The sequence below is a fragment of the Allobosea sp. P4_E12 genome, from assembly GCF_056401655.1.
The window spans coordinates 1-20,689 of the sequence record NZ_JBFUIY010000035.1; the positions used below are offsets into that span (position 1 = coordinate 1).

General features: G+C 63.8%; 22 protein-coding genes and 1 tRNA gene. 3 read left to right on the forward strand and 20 right to left on the reverse strand.

Annotation, left to right across the window (positions count from 1 at the left end):
* A partial coding sequence (locus tag AC1DW9_RS29850) for a hypothetical protein (protein ID WP_476855261.1) occupies positions 1 to 434 on the forward strand: 434 nt, incomplete at its 5' end.
* Positions 435 to 694: 260 nt separating this feature from the next.
* Here the strand turns inward: AC1DW9_RS29850 and AC1DW9_RS29855 are convergent.
* Together AC1DW9_RS29855 and AC1DW9_RS29860 are read right to left on the reverse strand one after the other, a co-directional pair.
* Positions 695 to 1,663, reverse strand: coding sequence for an acyltransferase family protein (locus AC1DW9_RS29855; RefSeq protein ID WP_441505703.1), 969 nt, complete (start codon positions 1,661 to 1,663; stop codon positions 695 to 697).
* 347 nt (positions 1,664 to 2,010) lie between these two features.
* Positions 2,011 to 2,095, reverse strand: a tRNA-Leu gene (locus AC1DW9_RS29860).
* A 304-nt stretch (positions 2,096 to 2,399) separates the two neighbouring features.
* Here AC1DW9_RS29860 and AC1DW9_RS29865 point away from each other — a divergent pair.
* Together AC1DW9_RS29865 and AC1DW9_RS29870 are read left to right on the forward strand one after the other, a co-directional pair.
* Complete coding sequence (locus tag AC1DW9_RS29865; protein ID WP_441505702.1) at positions 2,400 to 2,990, forward strand: YqaA family protein; 591 nt, start codon at positions 2,400 to 2,402, stop codon at positions 2,988 to 2,990.
* Between the two features lie 4 nt (positions 2,991 to 2,994).
* Positions 2,995 to 3,519, forward strand: a complete 525-nt coding sequence (locus tag AC1DW9_RS29870) for a disulfide bond formation protein B (protein ID WP_476855262.1) — start codon at positions 2,995 to 2,997, stop codon at positions 3,517 to 3,519.
* A gap of 15 nt (positions 3,520 to 3,534) precedes the next feature.
* Here the strand turns inward: AC1DW9_RS29870 and AC1DW9_RS29875 are convergent, their stop codons facing one another.
* The 18 genes from AC1DW9_RS29875 to AC1DW9_RS29960 form a co-directional block, all read right to left on the reverse strand.
* Positions 3,535 to 4,092 carry an HNH endonuclease gene (locus tag AC1DW9_RS29875; protein WP_069882394.1) on the reverse strand — a complete coding sequence of 186 codons (558 nt, stop codon included), beginning with the start codon at positions 4,090 to 4,092 and terminating at the stop codon, positions 3,535 to 3,537.
* A 209-nt stretch (positions 4,093 to 4,301) separates the two neighbouring features.
* Positions 4,302 to 5,186, reverse strand: a complete 885-nt coding sequence (locus tag AC1DW9_RS29880; RefSeq protein ID WP_441505700.1) for a 3-hydroxybutyryl-CoA dehydrogenase — start codon at positions 5,184 to 5,186, stop codon at positions 4,302 to 4,304.
* Between the two features lie 110 nt (positions 5,187 to 5,296).
* Positions 5,297 to 6,244, reverse strand: a complete 948-nt coding sequence (locus AC1DW9_RS29885; protein WP_476768901.1) for an electron transfer flavoprotein subunit alpha/FixB family protein — start codon at positions 6,242 to 6,244, stop codon at positions 5,297 to 5,299.
* A gap of 3 nt (positions 6,245 to 6,247) precedes the next feature.
* Positions 6,248 to 6,997, reverse strand: coding sequence for an electron transfer flavoprotein subunit beta/FixA family protein (locus tag AC1DW9_RS29890; RefSeq protein ID WP_476775501.1), 750 nt, complete (start codon positions 6,995 to 6,997; stop codon positions 6,248 to 6,250).
* 144 nt (positions 6,998 to 7,141) lie between these two features.
* A complete protein-coding gene (locus tag AC1DW9_RS29895; protein ID WP_441505697.1) occupies positions 7,142 to 7,837 on the reverse strand; it encodes a rhomboid family intramembrane serine protease in 696 nt (231 codons plus the stop codon).
* Between the two features lie 8 nt (positions 7,838 to 7,845).
* Positions 7,846 to 8,427, reverse strand: a complete 582-nt coding sequence (locus AC1DW9_RS29900; RefSeq protein ID WP_476775500.1) for a cob(I)yrinic acid a,c-diamide adenosyltransferase — start codon at positions 8,425 to 8,427, stop codon at positions 7,846 to 7,848.
* A gap of 183 nt (positions 8,428 to 8,610) precedes the next feature.
* Positions 8,611 to 9,201, reverse strand: coding sequence for an acyloxyacyl hydrolase (locus tag AC1DW9_RS29905; protein ID WP_441505695.1), 591 nt, complete (start codon positions 9,199 to 9,201; stop codon positions 8,611 to 8,613).
* Between the two features lie 174 nt (positions 9,202 to 9,375).
* A complete protein-coding gene (locus AC1DW9_RS29910) occupies positions 9,376 to 9,564 on the reverse strand; it encodes a twin transmembrane helix small protein (protein WP_043233987.1) in 189 nt (62 codons plus the stop codon).
* A gap of 88 nt (positions 9,565 to 9,652) precedes the next feature.
* Entirely contained in the window at positions 9,653 to 10,525 is an 873-nt protein-coding gene (locus AC1DW9_RS29915; RefSeq protein ID WP_441493191.1) for an ABC transporter permease, read from the reverse strand.
* Positions 10,526 to 10,532: 7 nt separating this feature from the next.
* Positions 10,533 to 11,579 carry an ABC transporter substrate-binding protein gene (locus AC1DW9_RS29920; protein ID WP_441505693.1) on the reverse strand — a complete coding sequence of 349 codons (1,047 nt, stop codon included), beginning with the start codon at positions 11,577 to 11,579 and terminating at the stop codon, positions 10,533 to 10,535.
* Between the two features lie 95 nt (positions 11,580 to 11,674).
* Entirely contained in the window at positions 11,675 to 12,733 is a 1,059-nt protein-coding gene (locus AC1DW9_RS29925) for an ABC transporter ATP-binding protein (RefSeq protein WP_441493193.1), read from the reverse strand.
* Between the two features lie 3 nt (positions 12,734 to 12,736).
* Positions 12,737 to 13,555 (reverse strand): ABC transporter permease, encoded by an 819-nt coding sequence (locus AC1DW9_RS29930; protein WP_244523418.1) that lies wholly within the window; start codon positions 13,553 to 13,555, stop codon positions 12,737 to 12,739.
* A 193-nt stretch (positions 13,556 to 13,748) separates the two neighbouring features.
* Positions 13,749 to 14,984 carry a metal-dependent hydrolase family protein gene (locus AC1DW9_RS29935; RefSeq protein WP_441505692.1) on the reverse strand — a complete coding sequence of 412 codons (1,236 nt, stop codon included), beginning with the start codon at positions 14,982 to 14,984 and terminating at the stop codon, positions 13,749 to 13,751.
* A gap of 148 nt (positions 14,985 to 15,132) precedes the next feature.
* A complete protein-coding gene (locus AC1DW9_RS29940) occupies positions 15,133 to 16,515 on the reverse strand; it encodes a glycosyltransferase family protein (RefSeq protein WP_476768905.1) in 1,383 nt (460 codons plus the stop codon).
* A gap of 53 nt (positions 16,516 to 16,568) precedes the next feature.
* Complete coding sequence (locus AC1DW9_RS29945) at positions 16,569 to 17,342, reverse strand: polysaccharide deacetylase family protein (RefSeq protein WP_476775499.1); 774 nt, start codon at positions 17,340 to 17,342, stop codon at positions 16,569 to 16,571.
* The gene (locus tag AC1DW9_RS29950; protein ID WP_476775498.1) at positions 17,339 to 18,412 is read right to left on the reverse strand and encodes a glycosyltransferase family 4 protein; all 1,074 of its coding nucleotides are present in this window, start codon (positions 18,410 to 18,412) and stop codon (positions 17,339 to 17,341) included. Before AC1DW9_RS29950 ends, AC1DW9_RS29945 begins: the two co-directional genes overlap by 4 nt.
* A gap of 103 nt (positions 18,413 to 18,515) precedes the next feature.
* Positions 18,516 to 19,691, reverse strand: a complete 1,176-nt coding sequence (locus AC1DW9_RS29955; RefSeq protein WP_441505688.1) for an ABC transporter permease — start codon at positions 19,689 to 19,691, stop codon at positions 18,516 to 18,518.
* Positions 19,688 to 20,686: an ABC transporter permease gene (locus AC1DW9_RS29960; RefSeq protein WP_441493232.1), complete on the reverse strand. Its 999-nt coding sequence runs from the start codon at positions 20,684 to 20,686 to the stop codon at positions 19,688 to 19,690. The genes AC1DW9_RS29955 and AC1DW9_RS29960 overlap by 4 nt, the downstream gene beginning before the upstream one ends.
* Between the last annotated feature and the right edge of the window lie 3 nt (positions 20,687 to 20,689).

Genomic DNA, 20,689 nt, shown 5'->3' on the forward strand with positions numbered 1-20,689 from the left:
CGGCTATACAGTGCCTGCTGGTGCATCGAGACCAAAAATTCTCCGTGCGCATCGATGGAGGCCCCGATGAACTTGTTTCGGGACTGCTGGTGATGAAGGGCCGGTTCTACGCAGGGCCCTTCATTATAAGCGAAAATGCCACGCCAAAGGCATCAGGTTTCATTGTCGCGCTTCAACGTGAAGGAAGCCGTTTCGCGCAGTTGAAGTCCGCATTCTGTATCGCCACAAATAGGTTTTCGTCGCTTTCGTTCATTGAAATGAGACGCGCCGACCATGTCTCCATTCGTGGTACATCGGATGTACAAATCGATGGCGATCTGGCGCCGCCGCCCCCGGCGGACATTCGTGCCGCAGGCTCATGTGTCCATGTTCGCGTGGCCCGATCGACAGCAGCGAACAGCATCCGTGTGTCGCGATCAGCTTCTGTGCGTTGATCTTGCGCGGTTTCAGGCCAGGGGCCTCGTTCCTGCCCAGCGATGTCACAGTCCGTAGGGACAACCGATCTGCACAGAGGACCATAGCTCGCGCTTTCAACACGATCGAGGCCCGCCTAGTGCCTTCGCAGTGGCGGGCCAATAATGAAACGCGTCGGGGCTGCCTTGGTTATGGGGGAGTGGGCGAGCGGTGCTCGCGATCAACAAGTCGCCTGAGCTTCCTGGCGCCCTGGCGATAAGAGACCGCCGCGTTGGAGCAGTCAGGGGGGCGTTGGGATTGGTCGACGCCGTATCTGGATTAACGCGCGGAAGCCCGCGAGCATCGGCGTTTCGATGAAGCGAAAAACGACATAGGCCAGCAATACGCTCATGCCGACAGACGCGAGCATGACCGGAATGCTCTGCGCCTGATCGAGCCAGGGCAGCTTGGTGGCTACGATCCGCATTGGCTCGATCACCATCAGGTGGGTCAGGTAGAGCGAATAGGACATGCCGCCGAGCGCAAGCAGGGCCCGATTCCGACAGGCGAGGCCGGATGCTTCGGCCAAGAGTGCGGTCAAGAGAACTGCTGTGACGATGATGAGCGCCACAGCCGCTGGCGGCTCGTGCCACGCCACGCAGATCGTGACGACGCCGCCGGCAACGATCGCGGACACGACCTTCATTGTCCTGCGCAACGGAGGCATCCAGAGCCGCGCGGCAAGCCAAACATAGTAGAGAGCAATGCCGATCACGAAGAAGCCGGTCACCCTCCCCCCATAGGTCGAGCAGACCCGCCCGCATGGGGCAAAATGCTGAACCGCCTGCAAGAGCAGTAGCACAACCGCAGCGATCAGTGGCGCCCACCTCTTGCTTATCGCGAGCGCGACACCAAACAGCACGTAGAAAAACATTTCATAGTTGAGGGTCCAACCGACGCGCAGCACCGGCGGCTTGTCGGCCGGAACGAAGAGAAGGCTCTCGAGCAAGTGCGGCCACGTATAGGGTGTAAAAATGAAGAAAACCGCAGTTGCGATCCAGTAGAGAGGCACCACACGGACAAGGCGTTTGAGCAGGAACCCGGTGCTATCCTGGCGTGTCACATGGGTGATGATGAAACCGCTGATCGCGAAGAAGATGGACACGCCATAGAATTCAGTTGAGATGCCGCGGACGATCTGAAAATCGCTGTGGTAGAAACTCACTCCAAGCGCCGCCAAGCCTCTGAGCAATTGCAGATTGTAGATCATCCCGGCGCAGCCCCCGATGCGCCGAATGACGCGTTGAAATTGTTCCGCGTCGCAGTTTCGACCGCCTATGCAGACACCCTCTTCCTTCATGATGCATGACAACGCGGATCGCAATATCGCGGCCGATCGGGGCACTTGTCAGTGCAGGCCAACGCGACGCTCGGGCTTCGCCGACTCTGGATGCCGCGCGCAGGCGATCGCTGACAGAAGAGCCTCCGTGGCGATGCAGTGCTGATGGGAGGTCGTCCGCAAGAAGCGCGCGACATGGCCAGGGCGCGCCACAAGGCGGGAATACCGGGCTTGAAAGCCTTCCGAAAACGCCAGTGAGCAGGCGTATCGAGAATGAATGGTGCCCCTGGCCGGGATCGAACCAGCACTCCTTGCGGAACTCGATTTTGAGTCGAGCGCGTCTACCAATTCCGCCACAGGGGCCCAAGCATGAGGCCGCCGGTCCTTCGACCGCGGTACATGCCCTCAACGGGCCGGCGGACTATAGCGATGGCGCGCGCGCGGTCAACGGATCGTGAGCAGGCATTGTGCAGAGCTGTGAATGATGGACAGCCTGACGCCATCGGGGCTAGACAGCCTCGATAGCGAAGCCAGCCCGGTGGGTAGGCAACGCTCGCCGGAAGATGGTCTTTGCTCGCTCAGGCGCGCGGAACGGCTATCGCCCGCTCCTGAGGACTGAACAGCCGCATGTCGGCCCTCATCGGGCGGCGCGCACCGGTGCATGAGCATGTTTCGACGCCTCTATGAATGGACCATGGCGCTCGCCGCCAGCCCGCGCGCACCCTATGCGCTGGGTGCCGTCTCCTTCGCGGAAAGTTCCTTCTTCCCGATTCCGCCCGACGTGATGCTGGTGCCGATGGCGCTCGCCAGGCCCCAGAAAGCCTGGTTCTATGCCGGGATCTGCACAGTGACCTCGGTGCTCGGGGGACTGCTCGGTTACGCGATCGGTGCGTTGCTTTATGATTCGCTCGGTCAGTGGATCATCAAGCTCTACGGCCATGGCGACGGGGTCGAGGCCTTTCGGGCGGCCTATGCGCAGTATGGTGCCTGGATCATCCTGCTGAAGGGGCTGACGCCGATTCCCTACAAGCTGGTGACGATCACATCGGGCTTTGCCGGATACGATCTGCTCTGGTTTGTCGTGCTCTCGATCATCACGCGCGGGGCCCGGTTCTATCTTCTGGCCGGGTTGCTCAATCGGTTCGGCGGCCCGATCCGGCGCATTCTCGACGAGCATTTCACCACGGCGATGATCGTCCTGGTCGTTGGGATCGTGGGCGGCTTCTTCGCCTTCAAACATCTGTTCCCGGCGGTATGATGCAATGCCCGGCAGCGATTCCCGGCTCGACATGCTGATGCGCCCGATGCGGTTGATCCTGCTCCTCGGTCTCGGTTCGACGGCCCTGATCGCCGGAGCATGGTGGTCGCAGCTCGTCTGGCATCTCGTGCCCTGCAAGCTCTGCCTCGAGCAGCGCATTCCGCATTACGCCGCCATGGCGCTTGCCGTCGCGGCGCTGGTGGGCGCTCGTTCGCGTGCCTTGCAAATGGCGGTGCTCGCGGGCTTCGCCGTGCTGATGCTCTGGAGCGCCGGGCTCGGCGCCTATCATTCCGGTGTGGAATGGGGCTGGTTCCTCGGGCCGAATGATTGCGGCGGCGGTGCCCCGGCGGCTGCCGCAGGCGTCCAGGATTTCATGAAGCAGCTTCAGACCACGCGTGTGGTGTCCYGTGGCGAAGCAGCGTGGCGGTTTCTCGGATTGTCCCTGGCGGGCTGGAATGCTCTGGCTTCGCTGGGGCTTGCCGCCCTGGCCCTGCTGGGCCTGATCAAGGCCTCGAAACAAGGCGGATAATCCGCACCGAGCATCTCAGGGTTCGAGTTCGGAATCCCAGTAGAGATAGTCGAGCCAGCTTTCGTGCAGGTAGTTCGGCGGGAAGAGCTTGCCGTTGCGGTGCAGGTCGTTGACCGTCGGCGCGAAGGGCCTTTGCAGAGGCAACATGCCGACGACGGTCGGCATCTTGTCGCCCTTGCGCAGATTGCAGGGCGAGCAGGCCGCGACCACATTGTCCCAGGTCGTCAGGCCGCCCTTCGAGCGCGGCACGACATGGTCGAAGGTGAGTTCGTCGCGCGTGCCGCAGTACTGGCAGGAGAAGCGGTCGCGCAGGAAGACGTTGAAGCGGGTGAAGGCGGGGGTGCGGGACGGCTTGATATAGGTCTTCAGCGAGACGACCGACGGGAGCTTCATGTTGAAGCTCGGGCTGTGCACGATCGTGTCGTATTCCGAGACGATGTTCACCCGGTCCATGAAGACTGCCTTGATGGCGTCCTGCCAGCTCCAGAGCGAGAGAGGGTAGTAGCTCAGCGGCCGAAAATCGGCATTGAGCACCAGAGCCGGACAGCCATCCGGAGAGGCCATCGGATGCATCACATGCGCCGTCAAACCCGTCGCACCTCCGCTGATCGAAGCAGGACGAATCCTGCTCACAGCTCAATGTACGCGCGAGACGACAGGAATGTGAAGATGCCGCAGTGCGAAGTTGATGTGCGTCATAGTGGCCGGCCTTGAGCCGGCCGACGCCATCCATTCCGAATTCTGGGGCGATACCCGGCTTAATGCCCGGGTCGGGATGCCGGTCAGCGGGTAGGGACCGGCTTTTCCCCGCGATAATCGTAGAAACCGCGCTTGGTCTTGCGGCCGAGCCAGCCGGCTTCGACATATTTTACCAGCAGCGGGCAGGGGCGATATTTCGAATCCGCCAAGCCATCATGGAGCACCTGCATCACGGAGAGGCAGGTATCGAGGCCGATAAAGTCGGCAAGCTGGAGCGGACCCATCGGATGATTGGCGCCGAGCTTCATGGCGGTGTCGATCGCCTCGACCGAGCCGACGCCCTCATAGAGCGTATAGACCGCCTCGTTGATCATCGGCAGCAGGATGCGGTTGACGATGAAGGCCGGGAAATCCTCCGAGACCGTCACCGTCTTGTGCAGCTTGCTGATAAAGCTGCGGGCCGCCTCGAAGGTATGGTCGTCGGTGGCGATGCCGCGAATCAGCTCGACGAGCTGCATCAGCGGCACGGGGTTCATGAAATGGATGCCGATGAAGCGCTCCGGCCGGTCGGTCGCCGCGGCAAGCCGGGTGATCGAGATCGACGAGGTGTTGGACGCAAGCATCGTCTCCGGCTTGATATGCGGGCAGACGGCTGTGAAGATCTTGCGCTTGACCTCCTCGCTTTCGGTCGCGGCCTCGATGATCAGGTCGCAGTCGCCAAGCCCTTCCAGGGTCGGCGTCGCGACGATCTTGGCCATGGCTTCGCGCCGTAGCGAGTCATCCATGGCGCCTTTGCTGACCTGACGCGCCATATTGCCGTCGATCGTCGCCAGAGCGGCCTTGATGCGGTCCTCGGCGAGGTCGTGCAGCCGGATGTCGAAGCCAGCGACGGCCGCGACATGGGCAATGCCGTTGCCCATCTGCCCCGCGCCAATGATGCCGATCGTCTTGATCGCCTGGTCCGACATGTCCTGATCCATCTTTCGTCTGATCGCCTTCATCGTGAAAGCGACGCGGGCCGCCCAGAGCAAGCGGCCCGGATATCACATTCGTGCCGCTGGCGTCAGCGGCCGATCGRTCAGCGCCCGATCTTGGCGAGTTCGGCCGCAAGCTCGGGCATGATGGTGAAGAGGTCACCGACGAGGCCGTAATCGGCGATCTGGAAGATCGGGGCTTCCTCGTCCTTGTTGATGGCGACGATGACCTTCGAATCCTTCATGCCGGCGAGATGCTGGATCGCGCCCGAGATGCCGACGGCGATATAGAGGTCGGGCGCCACGACCTTGCCGGTCTGGCCGACCTGCCAGTCATTCGGGGCATAGCCGGCATCCACCGCGGCGCGCGAGGCGCCCATGGCGGCTCCGAGCTTGTCGGCGACGGGTTCGATCACCTTGCCGAAATTCTCGGCCGAGGCGAGCGCGCGGCCGCCCGAGATGATGATCTTGGCCGACGCGAGCTCCGGACGATCGGACTTGGCGACTTCCTCGCCCTTGAAGCTCGAGGTGCCGGCGTGCTCGGCAGCGGCAACCGCTTCGATCGGCGCGGTCGCGCTGCCGTCGCCGGTCGCCGCGAAGGACGCGCCGCGCACGGTGAGCACCTTCTTGGCCTCGCTGCTCTGCACGGTCTGGATCGCGTTGCCAGCATAGATCGGACGTTCGAAGGTGTCGGGCGAGACGACCTTGGTGATTTCCGAGATCTGCATCACATCGAGCAGGGCAGCGACGCGCGGCATCACATTCTTGCCGGTCGTGGTGCCCGGCGCGACGATCGCGTCGTAGGGGCCGGCCAGCGAGACGATGAGGGCAGACAGCGGTTCGGCAAGCCGGTGCTCGTAGGCAGCATCGTCGGCCAGCAGCACTTTCTCGACGCCGTCGAGCTTGGCTGCGGCCTCGGCAACCGCCTTGCAGCCCGTGCCGGCGACCAGGATATGCACAGGCGCGCCGAGCGCCTTGGCGGCGGTCAGGGCCTTGCGGGTGGCCTCGTTGAGGCTCTTGTTGTCGTGCTTGGCGAGAAGCAGCGTCGTCATGATTCAGATAACTCCTGCTTCATTCTTCAGCTTGGAAACCAGCTCGGCGACCGAGCCGACCTTGACGCCGGCCGATCGGCTTGGCGGTTCGGTGGTCTTCAGGACCTTGAGGCGCGGCGCGATGTCGACGCCGAGCGCTTCGGCGGTGGTCTCATCAAGCGGCTTCTTCTTGGCCTTCATGATGTTGGGCAGCGAGGCGTAGCGCGGCTCGTTCAGTCGCAGATCGGTGGTCACGATCGCCGGCAGCTTGAGCCCCACGGTCTGCAGGCCGCCATCGACCTCGCGGGTGACATCGACCGAGCCATCGCCGATCATCACCTTGGAGGCGAAGGTGCCCTGCGGCCAGCCGAGCAGGGCGGCCAGCATCTGGCCGGTCTGGTTGCAGTCGTCGTCGATCGCCTGCTTGCCGAGAATGACGAGCTGAGGGCTTTCCTGCTCGACGATCTTATTCAGGAGCTTGGCGACGGCGAGCGGCTCGATCGTGCCCTCGGCCTTCACCAGGATGCCGCGATCGGCACCCATGGCGAGACCCGTGCGGATGGTTTCCGCGGCCTGCGCCGGGCCGATCGAGACGACGATGACCTCGGTCGCCTTGCCGGCTTCCTTCAGCCGCAACGCTTCCTCAACGGCGATCTCATCGAACGGATTCATCGACATCTTGACATTGGCAAGCTCGACGCCGGAGCCGTCCGCCTTCACGCGGATCTTCACATTGTAGTCGACAACCCGCTTGACGGGCACAAGGATCTTCATCGTCGCTTCACCGTTCGGGAGAGATACGATCGAGGCCGCGCCGCGCGACGCGGCAGGATGACGGCATCGTGGCTCTCGGCTGGAATGCCGGGGGACCGTAGCGATGGCTGTTTAGGCTTGTCAACGCCGCCAAAGTCGCGGGCGTCACCCTCTTGCAGCGCGCCCGAACAGCCCAACGCCGCGATGGATGAAGATCGGGGTCAGCGCCGCGCCGGTCGCAAGCCCGCCCAGATGCGCCCACCAGCCGACATTGCCCTGTGGGTCGACGAAGGCTGACATGAACTGGAAGAGGATCCAGGCGCCGAGCGCGTACATCGCCGGGACGTGCAGCGGGATCCATTTGAAGGCGAGGCCCCAGATCCGGACCTGCGGATAGAGCATCAGATAGGAGGCGATAACGCCCGAGATCGCGCCCGATGCGCCGATCAGCGGCTGCTCCGACCCAGGATTCATGACGGCATGCGCCAGCGACCCGGCCAGGCCGCAAAGAAAGAAGAAGGCCAGAAAGCGGAAATGGCCCATCGCGTCCTCGACATTGTCGCCGAAGACCCAGAGGAACAGCATGTTGCCGACGAGATGGGCGAAGCTCGCATGCAGCAGCACATTGCTGAACAGCGTCAGCCAGGCCGGAGCCTGCATGATCTCGATGGGCAGTTGCGCGGTGCCGAAGAAGACGGAGGGGATCAGGCCGAAGCCGGCCATGACGGCGATCTCTCCCGGCGGTTCGTGCAGGATCCAGATCGCGAGATGGATGCCGATGCAGGCACTGATCAGGGCATAGGTCACATAGGGCGCGCGCATGAAGCGCAGCGGAACGCCGTCATGCAGCGGTACGAACATGTCCGGCTCTAGCGGTTCTGCCCGGGAACCCAGAGCACATCGCCCCCGGCCCTGGCATTGAGGAAACGGGAGGCAACGAAGAGGAAGTCCGAAAGCCGGTTGATGTATTTCAGCGCCGGCGCGGAGACGTGCTCCCCCTCGGTCTGGGCGAGCTCGACCATCAGGCGTTCGGCCCTCCGGCTGACCGTGCGGGCGAGGTGAAGATAGGCGGCTGCCGGTGTTCCGCCGGGCAGGACGAAGGAGCGCAACGGGGCGAGCGCCGCGTTCAGCTGATCGATTTCCGCTTCGAGGCGGTCGACCTGGGCCTGGACGATGCGCAGCGGCTCATAGGCGAGCGTCTCGCCGGTGTCGGGCGTCGAGAGATCGGCTCCGAGGTCGAAAAGATCGTTGGCGATCCGTCCGAGCATGGCATCGACCTCGCCATCCTCGGTTGCTGCATGCAGCCGTGCCAGTCCGACGCAGGCATTGGTCTCGTCGACGGTGCCATAGGCTGCGACGCGCAAGTCGTATTTCGGCCGGCGTGGGCCGGTTGCGAGCCCGGTCGTGCCGTTATCCCCAGTGCGCGTATAGATGCGATTCAGCTTGACCATGACGCGTTATAGCGCGTCGCGTCCGCAACGAAAGGCTTGGAGCACCACAGCCTCCACCCTGCCGAGATGCTTTCGATCATCGGACCGAAACTCTTATCCGGTCAGGCGATCCAACTTTCTGTGTCCGCGTCAGCATTCCCGAAAGCCGCAATCCGCTCTTCGGGCCGATGCTCCAGCGAAGGGTCAGAAGGTGTAGCCGAGCTTGGCGCCGAAATTGGCCGGGCCGCGTGGCTTGTCCTTGTCGGAGCAGCCGGTGGTGCCGAATTGTTCGAGCGTCGCGATCAGACTCCAGCGATCGCTGAGGCGAACACCGAGCGCCGCAGCACCGCGCGTGCCGGTATCGCAGCCGACGACGAGTCGGTTCTCCGGGACGACCGCACCGGTCTTGCCGTCATTGACGGCGGCGCCGAAGCTGGCTTCGACGAAGACATTCTTCGAGAGATCGACGGTCCAGGTCGCGCCCGCATAGGCATAGCGCGTGCCATTGAAATTGATGCTGGAGCCAAGATGGAAGCGCGGCACGAAGGCCGAGGCGATGCGGTCATTAAGCGGGATGACGCGCGGCGTCACCACCTCGCCATTGAAGTTCAGCAGTCCGCTTTCGCGGCCGCTCGGATTCGCCGGTGCAATGCCGAGGCGCGCTTCCCAGGACGGAACGGGGGTTTCGGTTGCGGGGGCGTAGCTGGAAACTCCGGAAGGCAAGGCCTGCGACTGCGACTGGGCAGGCGAGGCAGCCAGGAAGCCGGCAAGGATCAGCAACGCGACGCGCGGCATGGGCTACAGGTTCTTTTTATCGTTTGAACGGACGTTAGTGAAACGCATAGACTCGTGTCCAGAATGCGGCAAGCGCGGTTGGGACCCCTGGAGGGTTATGCAGAATATCTGATTTATCAACAGCTTACGCACCGTCAGTCAGAGCTGTCGCGTCCGCTGAAAAGTGAGACGGGCTCAGCCTCCGCGCCACCAGAGCACGCCGATGATCACCAGAATCGCGACGAATTGCAGCACCACGCGCAGTCGCATCAGGTTCTGCGATGTGTTGGCGCTACCGCCGCGCAGCATGTTGGCGAGACCCAGCAGCAGCACCAGGGCGACGGCGCCGACTGCGATGGGGACGAGCGATCCGGAAATGGTCATGCGCGAGATTTAGAGTGCCGCCGCGCGCTTGACCAGTGGAAGCGCCACTGAGACCGGCGGCAACATGCCGCTGCGGCCGGCGGCGCCCTCAGCGATAACGCCGCTGCACGATCAGGTGGGCCGCCACGGTCAGCAGGAGCGTCGCCGTCATCAGGATGAAGGAAATCGCACCGCCGAAGGGCCAGTTGTTCTGTTGCGCGAATTGGCCATAGACGAGTGGCCCCATCGTCTGGAACTTCGGGCCTCCGAGCAGAACTGGGGTCGCATAGGCATTCATCGCCAGGATGAAGGTCAGGATCGTGCCAGCGAGAATCCCCGGGAGTGCCAGTGGCCAGAGGACGCGGCGGAACATCGCGACGGGGCCGGCGCCCAGGCTGAACGCTGCCTCCTCGACATTGCGGTTGATACCTTCGATGACGCTCTGCAGGGTCAGCACCATGAAGGGCAGGTTGACCGCGACGATGCCGATGATCACGGCCGTCTCGGTGAACATGATCTCGATCGGCTGATTGATCAGGCCGAGCCCCATCAGGGAGGCGTTGAGCGCGCCTTTGTTGCCAAAAGCGGTCATCCAGCCGGCGGCACGAACCGCGTTGCCGACGAACAGGGGGAGCACGACGGCCATGATCAGCAGGTTCTTGAACCGGCTTTCGGTGCGCGCCAGCACATAGGCCAGGGGGAAGCCCATGATCAGGCAAGCGATGGTGCAGATTACCGCGACGCGCACGGTGCGCATGAGCACGTTGAGATAATAGGTGTCGGTGAAGAACTTGACGTAGTTCTCGATGGTCAGTCCGTCGACCATGAACTGGCCCGGAATGAACTGGTTCAGCGAATAGCGGAACAGGATCGCGACCGGGCCGATCAGCCCGATCGCGACGAAGATGGTCGCCGGCACGACGAGCGCCCCGGCAAGTCCGGTGCGGCCGCCCGCAACAGCTTCGGGGGCAGTCGTGCTCATGGCCGCATCACGCCTTGAAGACCTTGTCCCACCACTCCTTCATCGCCGAATCGTTCTTGGCGAGGAAGCCGTAGTCGAGATCCTTGAGGCGCTTTTCCTCTTCGGGCGTGAAGCCGATGCGCTTCTGCAGGGCGGCCGCGACATTGAGACCGGTCACAGTGCCGTTATAGCCCATATCGACTGCGAAGGCCTCCTGAGGCGCCTTCTCGAGCATGGCGTTCATATAGGCGTAGGCATTCTCCTTGTTCGGAGCATTCTTCGGGATGACGAAACCGGAGACATAGGCCGGGATGCCTTCAACCGGGGAAACCGCCTCGCAGGGAATGCCGGCATCCTGCCACTGGACGACGCGCGCTTTCCAGATCGCGCTGATGCCAACCTCCTCGTTCTTCATCGCCTGGGCGAAGGCCTCGTTCGTCGGGTAGACGCGCGCGCCCGTCTTCTTGACGGCGAGCAGAACCTCCTTCGCCTTGTCGAGGTCGTTCATGCTGGCGCCGTTCGTTGCGGCCATCGAGGCGGCGACCATGATCGACTGATACTGAATGTCGATGAAGCCGATCTTGTTGCCCCATTTCGGGTCGAGCCAATCCTTGAAACCGGTCGGCGCGGGGCTGATCAGCTTGGGATTGTAGATGACGACGTTGCCGGAATAGATGTGCCCGATGCCATAGGGGTACTTCATCGTCGGCAGCAGGTTCTTGGCGTTCGGGATCTTGGAGAAGTCGAGCTGCTCCACGACGCCGGCCTCGTTCATCTCGTACATGTTGGCGGCCGAGAGCCCGTGGATGTCGACCGTGCCGCGCGGCAGGCGACGCTCGGCGACCATCTTGGCGCGGCGTGGGGCGTCGCCGGCCTGGTCCTGCAGGACCTCGATGCCCTTGGGCTTGAGGATCGGGTCCTCGATGTTCTTGGTGAGGAGGCGGGCATAGTCGCCGCCCCAGGTTCCGACCACGACCTTGCCGCCTGACTGGGCCAAGGCCGGACCGCCCAGCGCCGCGGCGCTTGCTCCCGCCGCGAGACCTTGCAGGACATGGCGCCTGTTGATCGAGTTCATATGAGTTCTCCCCTGTTGGACGCCTGTCGAGCTAGAGACCGTGATCGAGCCATGTTCGGACGGAGAGCCGCAATGCGCCTTTCCCGATCATGGCCTTACGGCTCGCGCGGATAGACGAGCCCGGCGTCTTCGGCCCAGCCTATCGTGATAGTGTCGCCCGGCTTCGGCTCGATGCTGCCTTGGCGGTTCGGGAGCTGCAGCAGCATCCGGTCGTGCTCAGAGAGACGGACATCGATATCGAGCAGCGCGCCGAGATAGGAGACGTGCTCGACACGGGCCTCGAAGCGATTGACGCACGCTCCGGCCTCGGCTGCCACCGAGATGCGCTCTGGTCGAAGCGCGAGTGTCGCCGCTCCCGTGCCACTCGCCGCGCCGACAGTGATGTCGAGCCCGCCGAGGCTGCGGAAGCGGCCAGGCGTTGTGGTTTCCCCGTCGAGGAAGGCGCTGCGGCCAATGAAGCCCGCGACGAAGCGGTCCGCCGGCTTCTCGTAGAGTTCGCGCTGGTTGCCGATCTGCCGGACCTTGCCCTTCTCCATCACCACCAGCCGGTCAGCCATGGTGAGCGCCTCCTCCTGGTCGTGAGTGACCATGATCGTGGTGAGGCCGAGCTTGCGCTGCAGGTCGCGGATCTCGACCCGGACCTCCTGCCGGAGTTTCGCGTCGAGATTGGAGAGAGGCTCGTCGAGCAGCAGCACGTCGGGTTGCATCGCAAGCGCGCGGGCGAGCGCCACTCGCTGCTGCTGCCCCCCCGAGAGCTGGCGCGGGTAACGCTCGTCGAAGCCTGAAAGCTGCACGAGACGGAGCGCCTCCGCGACGCGCGGGGCGCGGTCGGCGGGAGGGACCTTGCGCATCTCGAGGCTGAAGGCGACGTTCTCGGCGACGGTCAGATGGGGGAACAATGCGTAGCTCTGGAAGACCAGGCCGCAATTGCGCTTCCAGGGCGGCAGCACGGTGACGTCGCGCTCGCCGATGGTGATCGTGCCGGCGCTCGGCGGCACAAAACCGGCGACCATGCGCAAGGTCGTGGTCTTGCCGCAGCCGGACGGACCGAGCAGGACCAGGAACTCGCCATCGGCGATGTCGATGGTGACGTCGTCGACGGCGTTGAAGTCGCCATAGACCTTCTGGAGATGGGTGAGCGAGAGCCGTGCCATGGGTCAGACCACCCGGCTCAGCTTGACGTAACGGTCGGTGATGATCATCGCGGTGCCGATCAGAACGATCTGGATGACGGAGGCGGCAGCAACCGTCGGATCGATCTTCCATTCGAGATATTGCAGGATCGCGATCGGCAGGGTCGTGCGGCCCGGTCCGACGAGGAACAGGCTCATTTCGAGATTGCCGAAAGAGGTGACGAAGCCGAACAGGCCGGCTGCCACGATACCCGGCCGGATGCTTGGCAAGGTGACGCGCCAGAAGGTCTTCCAGGGACCGGCGCCCAAATTCTGAGCAGCTTCCTCGATGGTGCGGTCGAAGCCGGCAAGGCTTGCCGTGACCAGCCTGACGACCCAGGGCACGACCACGAGCGTATGGGCCGCGATGAGGCCGCCCGCCGAGCCCAGGACCGGCCAGCCGGTCGCGATCTCGGTTTCGATCTGGAAGACATAGAGTGCGGTGCCGAGCACGATGCCCGGCATCACCAGCGGCAGCAGCAACAGGGTATTCACCAGCGGGCCTAGAGGGATGCGGTGGCGGACGAGCGCTAGGCTCGCCGGGACCCCGAGCGCCAGTCCGATCAAGGTCGCCAGCACGCCGACCTGCAGGCTGAGAATGAAGCCGTCGACAAAGGCCTTCTGCCCGGGAACGGCCGCAAACCATTTCAGGGAGTAGCCTTCGGGCGGGAAGGACGGAATCTCCTGCCGGAAGAAGGCGAGCCAGATCACGAAGACCAGCGGCAGCAGGATGAAGCCTAACGACAGGCCGGCAGCGCCATTCAGCGCGATTCGGCCGAAGCTTGGGCGCTGGGCGGCGCTCAAGCGGCGAATCCAGCCCGGCCATCGGCCAGCCGCGATGACCCCGCCGGGCGTGTTGTGTTGTGGTCGCTCTGCGATTGCCGCCGGCTCGTCACTGCCATGCCCTCCGCCCTTCGATCCGCTCCGACAGCAGGCTGCGGCTCAACTTACAAACAATCAAGCCGGTTTTTGTCGACCCATTGTCGCCGCCCGATTCTCACTGCAGGCGGTTCTTGTGGAAGTTCCCGCCCTTCATGATCGCCGACAGAGCCGCGCCCTGGTTCTGGAAGAGGCCGAGGTCCTTCAACGGGTCACCATCGACCAGGATGATGTCGGCAAAGGCGCCTGCACGCAGCGTGCCAAGCTTGCCCTCCATCCGTAGCAGATGGGCGCCGACGGTCGTCGCGGAGCGAATGATCTCGATCGGCGAGAGAACCTCGCTGCGCAGCAGGAACTCGCGGGATTGATCGACCTGGAGCTGGCCGAGCAGATCGCTGCCATAGGCGACGGGAACCCCGGCGCGCTTGCAGATCTCGAGCGAACGCAGGCCGCCATCGATGACCAGATCGTTCTTGGCCAGCATATCCCCCGTCATGCCGAACTCGGCCGCACGCTCCTTCATCGCGTAATAGGCGACGAGATTGGCGGTGAGCACCATATTGTTCTCCGCCATCAGTTTGGCGGAGGCCTCGTCGATCAGATTGCCGTGCTCGATGGCACGAACGCCACATTGCGCGGCACGGGTGATCGCTTCAGGCGTGTAGGCATGGGCGCAGACATAGCGGCCAAATGCCTTGGCCTCCTCGACGGCCGCCTTCACCTCGTCGACGCTGAACTGCATCGAATCCAGCGGATCATAGGGCGACGCGACTCCGCCCGACATCATGATCTTGATGTGGTCGGCACCGAGCCGCATCTGCTCGCGCACGGACTTCTTCACCGCGGAAACGCCGTCGGAGACGTTCATCGTATAGGCCATGGCGTTGCAGCAATGGCAGCGGGCGCCGAAATCCGTGCGCCGGCGCGGGTCGCTGTGGCCTCCGGTCGGGCCGATCGCCTGGCCGGCGATGAACAGGCGCGGAGCCGGGATATCGCCCTTTTCGACGGCTTCCTTGATGCCCCAATCGGCGCCGCCGGTGTCGCGCACCGAGGTGAAGCCGCGATCGATCATGCCCTTCATCAGCCGGACGGAGCGGGCCGTCATCAGGGTCAGCGGCATGCTTTCCATGGCGCGGATATAGACTTCCGAGAGGAAGACATGGACATGGCTGTCGATCAGGCCGGGCATCAGGGTACGCTCGCCACAATCGATCACATCAGCCTTGGCCGTCTTGATCGGCTTGTCGGAGACCTCGCGGATCGTATCGCCTTCGACCAGCAATTCGTAGCCGCGGCGCAATTCGCCATGGTCGGGCTCGAGCATGGCGAAATTCTTGAACAGCAGCTGCGCCATCGAGAACGATCTCCCATGAAGAGGCGCCGTTGCGGCGCCGTCATTCTCCCTGGCTGATATATTGCGAAGTTTCCGCAGCCTTGTCAGCCCATTTTCTCAAGCGAATTCGGGCGCTCTTCACAGCCGTGGAGCACGGCCCGTGCGAGGCTCAGCTGACCGCCGCGCTGTTCTGGGCCAGCGCCCGGCCGCGGATCGGCATCGAGAGATCGTCGGCAAGCGCGCGGTTGATGGCGGGCAGGCCGTCGAGCAGGCTCGGGACGAAGGCCTGAGACGGCGGCATGCGCTTGGGCAGGGCGTGAAGGGCGGCAGCCATGATCGCCGGATCGCGCGTAGCCTGACCATCCTGAAGCGGATCGTGCAGCATGGTGGCGAGCTTAAGGCTGTCGGCGCGTTCGGCGCGGATGCTCTGCTCCCGCCGTGGCCGGACGCGCGGCACGATCAGCGCCGGCTTGTCGAAGGAGAGGATCTCGCAAAAGGTGTTGTAGCCGCCCATGGCGACCACGCAGTGAGCGCGATTCATCAGGAGTTCGAGGCGCGGCTCGAAACCGAGGCCTTCGAGCTTCGGGATGCGAGCGATCCGCTCGGCGAAATCCTTGCGCTTCTCGCGCGACATGAACGGGCCGAACACGATCAGCGCCGGCAGCTCGATCGTCGGGTCGGATTCGTAGGCCGAAATCACCCAGTCGGTCAGGCCCATGCCGTCCCCGCCGCCGCCGGGGGTGACCAGGATGAAAGGGCCCTTGGTGATCTTCGGGTGACGGGTCGGCGGCATCGGGCTTGGCACGGCGCGCTTGAGATAGCCAGTATAGCGGATCTTGTCGGCGAAGAGATGCTGGTCGGGCAGGCCCTGAAGCGGCTGATAGACGCTTTCCAGCCCATAGACGAAGATATCGTCATAGACCGAACCCAGTGCCTCGAGCGCGCCGCTATGTCGCCACTCCTCGAGGACCTTGCTCGGCTCGTCGAGCACGTCGCGCAGACCGAGCACGATGCGGGCACCGCGCCGGCGCAGGATCTCGAGTGAAGACAAGAGTTCGCCGCGCAAGCCCACGGGCTCCTTGTCGACGATCACGACGTCCGGATCGAAGGACAGCACGGTCTGTCTGATCAGGTCGGCGCGCAGGCGCAGCGTGTCGCCGAGATCGAGATTGAGATGATGCGGGGCGTAGCCCCCGTCATCCTGTTTCTCGACGCCGGGAACGCGGACATAGTCGACGCCGTCGCCGAACTGGAAGCTCGAGATCATCGACGAGCCCGAGACGATGATCACTGATATATGAGAATAGCTGGCGACAAGGGAATTGGCGATCGCGCGGCAGCGGCGGATATGGCCGAGCCCGAAGGTGTCGTGGCTGTAGATCAGCACCCTCGGGGCCTGAGGGCTGCGCGGCGCGCGGTCGGCACCGCCGATGTCGATGACGTTATACGGCATAGACGGCTCGCCCTCCGCGAAACGGCCAAACGACCTCGAGCGAGGGCGAACGCACCTAGAATTGTTCGGATTCGGATATAGCGCCACACGCGCGTCCATCCAAGTCCGGCTTGGCCAGGTGGCGGACGCTCACCCAGCGTCGCAGCTTCACTCTAGGCAGTGTTCGAGCCTGAAAACAACTGTCGAAGGCCGACCAACTCCACGGCGGGGTGATGGACCATTGCGCCGAGCAAGGCATCGAGAACGGCCCAGGCCCCGTCATCATGGTCGCGGTGATGCAGCAACAGGCCAAGTGGGCTGTTGCCTATTCCAGCCTCACGTCTTCGTGTGAGTTCCGTGACGATCTCCTCGGCAATGGCGGGGGCCGGGCGACCAATGCGCCCGCCATGCCAGTCGATGATGTCGATCTGGGTGTTGACGACGGAAAACCCGCGGGGAGCCGCGAAGCCGAAATGGCGGAAGCAGGAGAGCCCGCTGAAGCCGAGCTCCGGCAAGCCTGCCGCGATATCCCTGTCGATCCGGTTCCACGGGGGGACGAAGACCGGCAGCAGGGTCGGGCCAAACAGATCCATAAGCCGGCGTCGCCCAGCCGCGATCTCTGCGCCAATGATGTCCCGAGACCGGTGGCTTCCGAACTCCGACTTCTTCTCGCCCTGGGGGGCGTGATTGCGGTGCCAGGTGCCATGCTGGCAGGGCATTAGGAGCGGGGCGCTCCGCAAGCGCTCGCAGAGAGCGGGTTGCGCCAGGAACGGGATGACCGCGAGTAGCACGGGCGCATCGAAATGTTCGGCCAGGGCTGCCAGCCTGTCGAGCTGCGGGCTTGGCGCGATCGCGTCGTCATCGCGAAGCCAGAGCTGAAGGCGCCGGCCCTGCGTGCTCCAGCGGTCGAGTTCGGCGAGAAGCGGAGCCCAGAGCGGGGTGCTCATGGCCCGGTCGATTCCGCGCGCGCGACCCGATATGCGGCGCGAGCCGCCTGCGCCAATGCGAGGCCGTGCGAGATGATCTCGCTCGTCCGGTCGAGCGTCCGTTCCCGCAAGACGAAGTTTCGCGCGGCGCGACCCATATCTTCGCGCCGGTTCGTGTTCTCGATGAGCTCCGCCAACGCTGTTGCCAAAGCCGCGAGGTCGCCATCCTGCACCAGGATCGCGGTCTCTCCATTCCGGACGGTGGCTGCGACGCCGCCACTGTCGAAGGCGACGACCGGGAGACCCGCAGCCTGGGCTTCGAGATAGACCAGGCCATAGGCTTCGCCGATGCCGGGCCACACAAATATGTCATGCTCCGCCAGCGCCGCGCCGACGGCAGGGCGATCCAGCACACCGCGCCATTCGATGCGCTCGCGCGGGAGGGGCGCGAAGGCCACTTCGACCTGATCGCGCACGGGTCCATCGCCAATGATGGTGAGCGTCCAGGGACGATCGATCAGGCGGGCGAGGCTGGCGGCAAGCGCTTGATAGCTTTCGAGCTTAACGCCTGGACGCATCATCGCGACGGTGATCAGGCGCGTGGCTGCGGCACCGGATCGGCGGTGGGGAGTGGAGGGCTCCAACGCGATGAAGGGGGGCAGCTCGAGGAATTGCGTGCGGTCCGAGGAGCGGGCCTCGACGCCACCACGATCACGCTCGGTGAAGCAAAAATGCAGATCGGCAGCGCGGAAGCCGCGCCTTGCGAGTGCGACATGCCGGGCCCATTCCCCTTCGGAGCGCCGGCCGGAATCGCTTGCCTCGGCGACGACATAGGGAATGTCGAGCCGCTTCGTGATCTCGGGCCCCAGGAGGTCGGGGGCTTTGTAATAGCTGTGATAGGTGAACCAGAGCCCCGGCCGGTTGCCATTGGTCTCCCAGGCGGCCAGCAAGGCATCGCGCCGGCCGGCCGCCTCGGCGAGGCGCTGATCCAGGAGCGCGGGCTCCGCGCTGCGCATATAGGAGCGCGCATCCGCGATCGGGGCGACGGCATGGCCGAGCCGTGTCATCGCCTCGACGAGCTGGTGCGCCATGCGCCGGTCACCGGAAATCCTGCCGTCCTCATACGCATTGAGCGGCGTGTGAAATGCGATCCGCACAGGATGTCAGGTCCGCGAGCAGGAGGTGGCGGCGCGCTCAGCGGTAGGGATCGGCCGCATCGCGCAAGCCGTCGCCAAGGAAGTTGAAGGCCAGGATGATCAGGATCACCGGAACGACCGGATAGAGCAACCAGGGATAGAGCGCCACAACATTGACGTTCTGCGCCTCGTTCAGCATCACGCCCCAGCTGGTGATCGGTGGCCTGAGTCCAAGTCCGAGGAAGCTGAGCGCCGTCTCGCCCAGGATCGTTTTCGGCACGGTGATGGTGGCCGAGGCGATGAGATGGCTCATGAAGCCCGGCACGAGGTGCAGGCCGATGATCCGCGCAGGCTTGGCGCCCATCAGCTGGGCGGCGACGACATAGTCTTCCTCGCGCAGCGAGAGCAGTTTCGAGCGGACCGCGCGGGCAAGACCGGTCCAGTCCATCAGGCCGAGAATCATCGTGATGCCGAAATAGACGAGCAGCGGGCTCCAGGATGGCGGCATGATCGAGGCCAGCGCGAGCCAGAGCGGGATATGCGGCAGGGACTGCACGATTTCGATCACGCGCTGGATGAAGAGATCGATCTTGCCGCCGTAATAGCCGGCGATACCGCCGATGATGACGCCGAGGATGAAGCTGACACCGACCCCGAGCAGGCCGATGCTGAGCGAGATGCGGCCGCCATAGATGATGCGCGAGAGCATGTCGCGCCCGAGCCGATCGGTGCCGAGGAGAAACAGCGTGCCGTCCTTGGGAGGGCAGACGAGGTGAAGGTTGCCCGGTACCAGGCGCCAGAAATCGTAGTCGTCGCCCCGGCAGAAGAAGCGGATCAGCTGCGGCCGGCTGCGGTCGACATCGTATTCGCGCTTCAGGTTCTCCATGTTGAGGCGCTGCGTATAGGGATAGACGAAGGGGCCGAGGAAGCGACCTTCGTGGAAGAGATGCACCTCCTGCCGCGGGGCGCGGATGAATTCGGTATTGCGGGTGGTGTAATGGTAGGGCGCCAGGAACTCGGCGAATATCACCGTCAGATACATGAGGATGATGAAGACGCCGGAGATCACCGCGAGCCGATGCTTGCGGAATTTCCACCACATCAACTGCCATTGTGACGCGAGATAGACGCGCTCCTGCTCAGGCGTCATGCGTTCGACGGCGTAGGGTTCGAACGGCGCGGTCGAGGCCGTATGCAGCAGCGGCGCGCCGTCTGGCGGGAGAGCGGGCTTCACTTGGTGGCCGCTCCCTGGAGGCGGATGCGCGGATCGAGGATCGCCAGCGCGATGTCCGAGATCAGCACCCCGATCACGGTGAGGAACGAGAGGAACATCAGGAAGGAACCAGCGAGGTACATGTCCTGCGCCTGCAGGGCGCGGATCAGCAGCGGACCGGTCGTCTGAAGCGAGAGCACGATCGCGACGATCTCCGCGCCGGAGACGATCGAGGGCAGAATGTCGCCGATATCGGAAATGAAGAAATTCAGCGACATGCGCAGCGGATATTTGCGCAACGCCTTGCCGGGCGGCAGCCCCTTCGCGCGGGCGGTGACGTAGTACTGCTTCTGGAGTTCGTCGAGCAGGTTGGCGCGCACGGCGCGGATCATGCCGGCGGTGCCGCCGGCGCCGATGATGATGACGGGAATCCAGAGATGCTCCAGCACCGAGCGGAGCTTTGCCCAGCTCATCGGCTGGTTGAGATATTGTGGATCGACGAGCCCCCCGATCGAGGTGCCGAACCAGACATTGGCGAAATACATGAAGACCAGCGCCAGCAGGAAATGCGGCACGGCAAGCCCGATCAGCCCGAGGAATGTGAGGCCGTAGTCACCCCAGCTGTATTGATGGGTGGCGGAATAGATGCCGATCGGGAAGGCGACGACCCAGGTGAAGATGATGGTGACGAAGGAGACGATCATCGTCAGCAGCAATCGATCCCCGACGATCTCGCTTACCGGGCGCTGATATTCGAAGGAATAGCCCATGTCGCCGCGCATGAGCCCGGTGACCCAGTGGAAATAGCGCTCGATCGGCGGCTTGTCGAAGCCATACTCCGTCTTCAGGAACTCGATGCGGCTGAGGTCGGCCTTTTCGCCCTGGGCCTGCATCTCGGCGGCAAGCGTCTCGAAATAGTCGCCCTCGGGCAGGTTGATGACGGTGAAGATCAACGCGCTGGTTACCAGCAGCGTCGGTATCATCAGCAGGATGCGCTTGAGGATGTATTTCAGCAGCAT

Excerpts from the sequence above, each read along its gene's own strand:
- AC1DW9_RS29945 (WP_476775499.1), bottom strand. The coding sequence starts at position 17,342 with ATGAGCACCCCGCTCTGGGCTCCGCTTCTCGCCGAACTCGACCGCTGG.
- AC1DW9_RS29885 (WP_476768901.1), bottom strand. The coding sequence starts at position 6,244 with ATGACGACGCTGCTTCTCGCCAAGCACGACAACAAGAGCCTCAACGAG.
- AC1DW9_RS29875 (WP_069882394.1), bottom strand. The coding sequence starts at position 4,092 with ATGCATCCGATGGCCTCTCCGGATGGCTGTCCGGCTCTGGTGCTCAAT.
- AC1DW9_RS29920 (WP_441505693.1), bottom strand. The coding sequence starts at position 11,579 with ATGAACTCGATCAACAGGCGCCATGTCCTGCAAGGTCTCGCGGCGGGA.
- AC1DW9_RS29895 (WP_441505697.1), bottom strand. The coding sequence starts at position 7,837 with ATGTTCGTACCGCTGCATGACGGCGTTCCGCTGCGCTTCATGCGCGCG.
- AC1DW9_RS29865 (WP_441505702.1), top strand. The coding sequence starts at position 2,400 with ATGTTTCGACGCCTCTATGAATGGACCATGGCGCTCGCCGCCAGCCCG.
- AC1DW9_RS29950 (WP_476775498.1), bottom strand. The coding sequence starts at position 18,412 with ATGGCGCACCAGCTCGTCGAGGCGATGACACGGCTCGGCCATGCCGTC.
- AC1DW9_RS29900 (WP_476775500.1), bottom strand. The coding sequence starts at position 8,427 with ATGGTCAAGCTGAATCGCATCTATACGCGCACTGGGGATAACGGCACG.
- AC1DW9_RS29880 (WP_441505700.1), bottom strand. The coding sequence starts at position 5,186 with ATGTCGGACCAGGCGATCAAGACGATCGGCATCATTGGCGCGGGGCAG.
- AC1DW9_RS29935 (WP_441505692.1), bottom strand. The coding sequence starts at position 14,984 with ATGGCGCAGCTGCTGTTCAAGAATTTCGCCATGCTCGAGCCCGACCAT.
- AC1DW9_RS29910 (WP_043233987.1), bottom strand. The coding sequence starts at position 9,564 with ATGACCATTTCCGGATCGCTCGTCCCCATCGCAGTCGGCGCCGTCGCC.
- AC1DW9_RS29925 (WP_441493193.1), bottom strand. The coding sequence starts at position 12,733 with ATGGCACGGCTCTCGCTCACCCATCTCCAGAAGGTCTATGGCGACTTC.
- AC1DW9_RS29915 (WP_441493191.1), bottom strand. The coding sequence starts at position 10,525 with ATGAGCACGACTGCCCCCGAAGCTGTTGCGGGCGGCCGCACCGGACTT.
- AC1DW9_RS29855 (WP_441505703.1), bottom strand. The coding sequence starts at position 1,663 with ATGATCTACAATCTGCAATTGCTCAGAGGCTTGGCGGCGCTTGGAGTG.
- AC1DW9_RS29905 (WP_441505695.1), bottom strand. The coding sequence starts at position 9,201 with ATGCCGCGCGTCGCGTTGCTGATCCTTGCCGGCTTCCTGGCTGCCTCG.
- AC1DW9_RS29890 (WP_476775501.1), bottom strand. The coding sequence starts at position 6,997 with ATGAAGATCCTTGTGCCCGTCAAGCGGGTTGTCGACTACAATGTGAAG.
- AC1DW9_RS29940 (WP_476768905.1), bottom strand. The coding sequence starts at position 16,515 with ATGGACGCGCGTGTGGCGCTATATCCGAATCCGAACAATTCTAGGTGC.